Origin of the sequence: Armatimonas sp. (assembly GCF_043760365.1) — a bacterium.
Lineage (GTDB): Bacteria > Armatimonadota > Armatimonadia > Armatimonadales > Armatimonadaceae > Armatimonas.
This window is the reverse complement of the sequence record NZ_JAYUPA010000896.1, coordinates 1-2,995: the sequence shown is the minus strand read 5'-3', so window position 1 is coordinate 2,995 and position 2,995 is coordinate 1. Positions and strand designations below refer to the sequence as shown.

4 protein-coding genes are annotated in these 2,995 nt (G+C 57.7%); all 4 read right to left on the bottom strand.

Annotated features, from left to right (window positions below; genetic code table 11):
• A partial coding sequence (locus tag ACH2EH_RS22300) for a substrate-binding domain-containing protein (protein ID WP_395145205.1) occupies window positions 1-602 on the bottom strand: 602 nt, incomplete at its 3' end.
• A gap of 36 nt (window positions 603-638) precedes the next feature.
• A complete protein-coding gene (locus ACH2EH_RS22295; RefSeq protein WP_395145203.1) occupies window positions 639-1,451 on the bottom strand; it encodes an ATP-binding cassette domain-containing protein in 813 nt (270 codons plus the stop codon).
• On the bottom strand, window positions 1,448-2,227 hold the full coding sequence (locus tag ACH2EH_RS22290) for an ABC transporter permease (RefSeq protein ID WP_395145201.1): 780 nt from the start codon (window positions 2,225-2,227) through the stop codon (window positions 1,448-1,450). Before ACH2EH_RS22290 ends, ACH2EH_RS22295 begins: the two co-directional genes overlap by 4 nt.
• A gap of 41 nt (window positions 2,228-2,268) precedes the next feature.
• Window positions 2,269-2,995: OmpA family protein (locus ACH2EH_RS22285; RefSeq protein WP_395145199.1), on the bottom strand; the 727-nt coding region annotated here is incomplete at its 5' end.

The window sequence follows — 2,995 nt, the reverse complement described above, 5'->3', positions numbered from 1 at the left end:
CCCGCCGCCTTCAGCGACTCACTCGCGCCGTCGGTGCGCTGCTTACAGGACTCTATCTCGTCCACGGTCAGCACCGCAGCACCCACTTCGGCTAAGTTCCAGCCGCGCTTCTTTGCCTCTTCAGCAAGCGCTTTGCCAACATCTTTGCCGATCTCAGACGCGGAGATTCCCAGATACGCGACCTCGGTGAGCGGCTTGCCGTCGGGGCCGAGCAGTCTATCGTCTACGGTGAGCAGCTTGATGTTTTTCTCTTTGCACTTGGCAACAATGGTCGTGCCCAGCTTAGTATCCGGGGTGCAGATCACGAGGCCTTTCGCGCCTTGGGCCGCGATATTGTTGATCGCGCTGTCCACACCCTCAGCGTCTTTGGCTTCGATCTTGAGGAGGGTGAAGCCATATTTCTTAGCCGCTTCCTCAGCGAACTTCCACTCGGTCTGGAACCAAGGTTCTGCGGAGTCTTTGACCACAAACCCAATCTTGATATCGGACTTGGGAGCATCCGCAGGCTTATCACCGCCTGCGGCAGGCGTATTATTGCTAGGGCAACCCGTGAGCATCAGTGCCCCAAGGGCCGCTACCATCAGGAAATATCGTCGCTTCATACTGTCTGAGTTCGACAGAGCACTCTGGATTTCCTGCTAGAGCCTGGGGAAGAGAGCGTGGATCTCGGCGAGGACACGCTGGTACTCCGGGTCGCTGGTGATTCCTTCGCGCCAGGCGAGGCCGCAGGCCATGAGGTCAAAGACCTTTTGCACACGGGCACCAGGAATCGGCTGGCCGTCTGCGCTTCGGTCTCTTCCAAGAAGCCAGAGCGTGTCACAGGTCTCGACCGCAGCCTCGATATCATGGGTCACAAGAACAAAGGTCTTGTGCTCGTCCACGGCGGCGGCCTCGCCGAGTAATTTGATGACATTGTGGACGGCAACAGGATCGAGGCCCGAGAACGGCTCGTCCATGAGAACCAGAAACTCGGAGCAGAGCAACTGCTGGGCAATGGCGACGCGTTGACGCTGGCCACCGGAGAGCTGGATCGGATACTTATTGGCGTGCTCGGCCATCCCGAAGCGCTCCAGCAGGTTCATGGCTTTTGCCGCATCGTTGTTCGTGGCGACCAGTAGATTGGAGAGAACCGTACGGTGGGCAAAAAGCGGGTAGTCCTGAGCGACCACACCCACCGTTCCGCGCTTCACGGGATGGGCATCGGCTCCCAGCAAGACTTTCCCACTTGTGGGTTCCATCAGCCCTGCGAGAATGCGAAAGAGCGTGGTTTTTCCGACACCCGACGGTCCTAGTAGGCCGACTATCTGGCCTTGCTGCCGCCCAGGGATATGAACATTCTTGATCTCCGCATTGACCTCTTTTAAGATCGGACGGCCATTGTAACTGTGAGAAATACTCTCCAGCTTGAGCAGCGTCTCGCGCATCTCGTAGTGGGTATTTGGGGTGCTCATGCGTCGCTCCGCTCTTTATTGAGATCGGCCCACGGGCAGATAATCTGCCGGACCAGGCCCACGGCGTAGTCTTGGAATAGCCCCACACAGAGCACAATCAGCTGGATGGCGAAGACCTTGTCCATGTGAAAGTACTTGCGCTGAATATCCAGCGCTACACCCAGCCCACCCTCGCTACGGTAGAGCGCCTCCACCATCGGTAGGAGTGTCCAGGTGATCGCGGCGTTCTGGCGCACGGCATCGAAGACTTTGTCTATTGTCCCCCGAACCACCACCTCCCAGACCACGCGCCACTCCGAGAGCCGGAGCGTGCGGGCGTAGTCGTACTGTGACCGAGGGATCTCGGCAATAATCGAGAGCAAGGAAGTTAGCAGAAAGACGCTCATACCCAGCGTCAGCATCGCAAGCTTGACAGGCCGATCTCCTCCGAACATGAGCGTGAAGACTACTGAGAAGCCCACCAGCGAGAGAAAGCGCCCACGCGAGACCACGAGTGCCAGGGGGCGAAACACCGGGATCACGGTGAGATAGGCCAAGCAAGTTGAGATCACCGTGGAGAGCGCCAGGGCCTGCATAAAGAGCCCGAAGCTGACAATAAGCTCCTGCCCGATCCCTCCGCGCCAGAGCTCGCCCAGCGCGGTGAAAACCTCGCCGGGGCGTGGCAATACCTTAAACGGCGATGCCAGCCAGATAATTAAGAATAGTGCCGCCTCCCCAAGAAGAATCAAACGAAACGTCGCTGGGGAGATGACTTTATTGGGAGTGAAAATTCCCATGTTTTTTCTTTCTCCCCCGCTGAACGGGGGGGAGGGGATACCTAGTTTGCTCTCAGTACAATCTCAACACGACGGTTTTTCGCCTTGCCCTCATCGGACGTGTTCGGAGCGAGCGGCTGTGTCTGGCCGTGTGCTGTAACGCTGATGCGACCTCGGAAGTTAACCGGGGCTTGTTTCTCCAACCAGCTCTTCACGGCAAACGCCCGCGCCTCAGAGAGCTGCATGTTCTTGGTGGGGTCCCCAACATTGTCCGTGTGCCCATGTATCTCCACAGTCATGTTTGAGGCCACCAGCAAGTTACGCTTGAGCTTCTCCAGATCTTTTACCGAAGTAGGGTTGAACTCCGCCTTTCCCGTGACAAACTGAATCGGCCACTTGCTCTTGGATCCCTCGCCGTCAACAGGTTTCCCCGGCTGTGTCGGTTTGATCCTGGCGATAAGAGTGGTCTCGCCCGCCTTAACCGCCCCTGAACCCGCTTTTGCCAGGACCGCTTTCAGGTAAGACAGATCCTGAACCTGATCCGCCGAGGGGTAGCTAGGCACGATCTCGGGGTACTGCTTGACGACAAGATCCCCAAATACTTTGTAGACCGCCGAGTAGAGGTTCGCGGAGCCCTGTGCCAGTCCGAAGGTAAAGGCCGCATCAGAGAGGTTGTTGGCACGGGAGCCACCGAGCTCGACACTCAGGCCAGTCTTGTCTTTTTCGGTGACACCTTTGTAGTACTTCTTCCAGTAGGCCGCATCGCTCTCTTTGTAGACCACGGCGCTG

Excerpts from the sequence above, each read along its gene's own strand:
- ACH2EH_RS22295 (WP_395145203.1), bottom strand. The coding sequence starts at position 1,451 with ATGAGCACCCCAAATACCCACTACGAGATGCGCGAGACGCTGCTCAAG.
- ACH2EH_RS22290 (WP_395145201.1), bottom strand. The coding sequence starts at position 2,227 with ATGGGAATTTTCACTCCCAATAAAGTCATCTCCCCAGCGACGTTTCGT.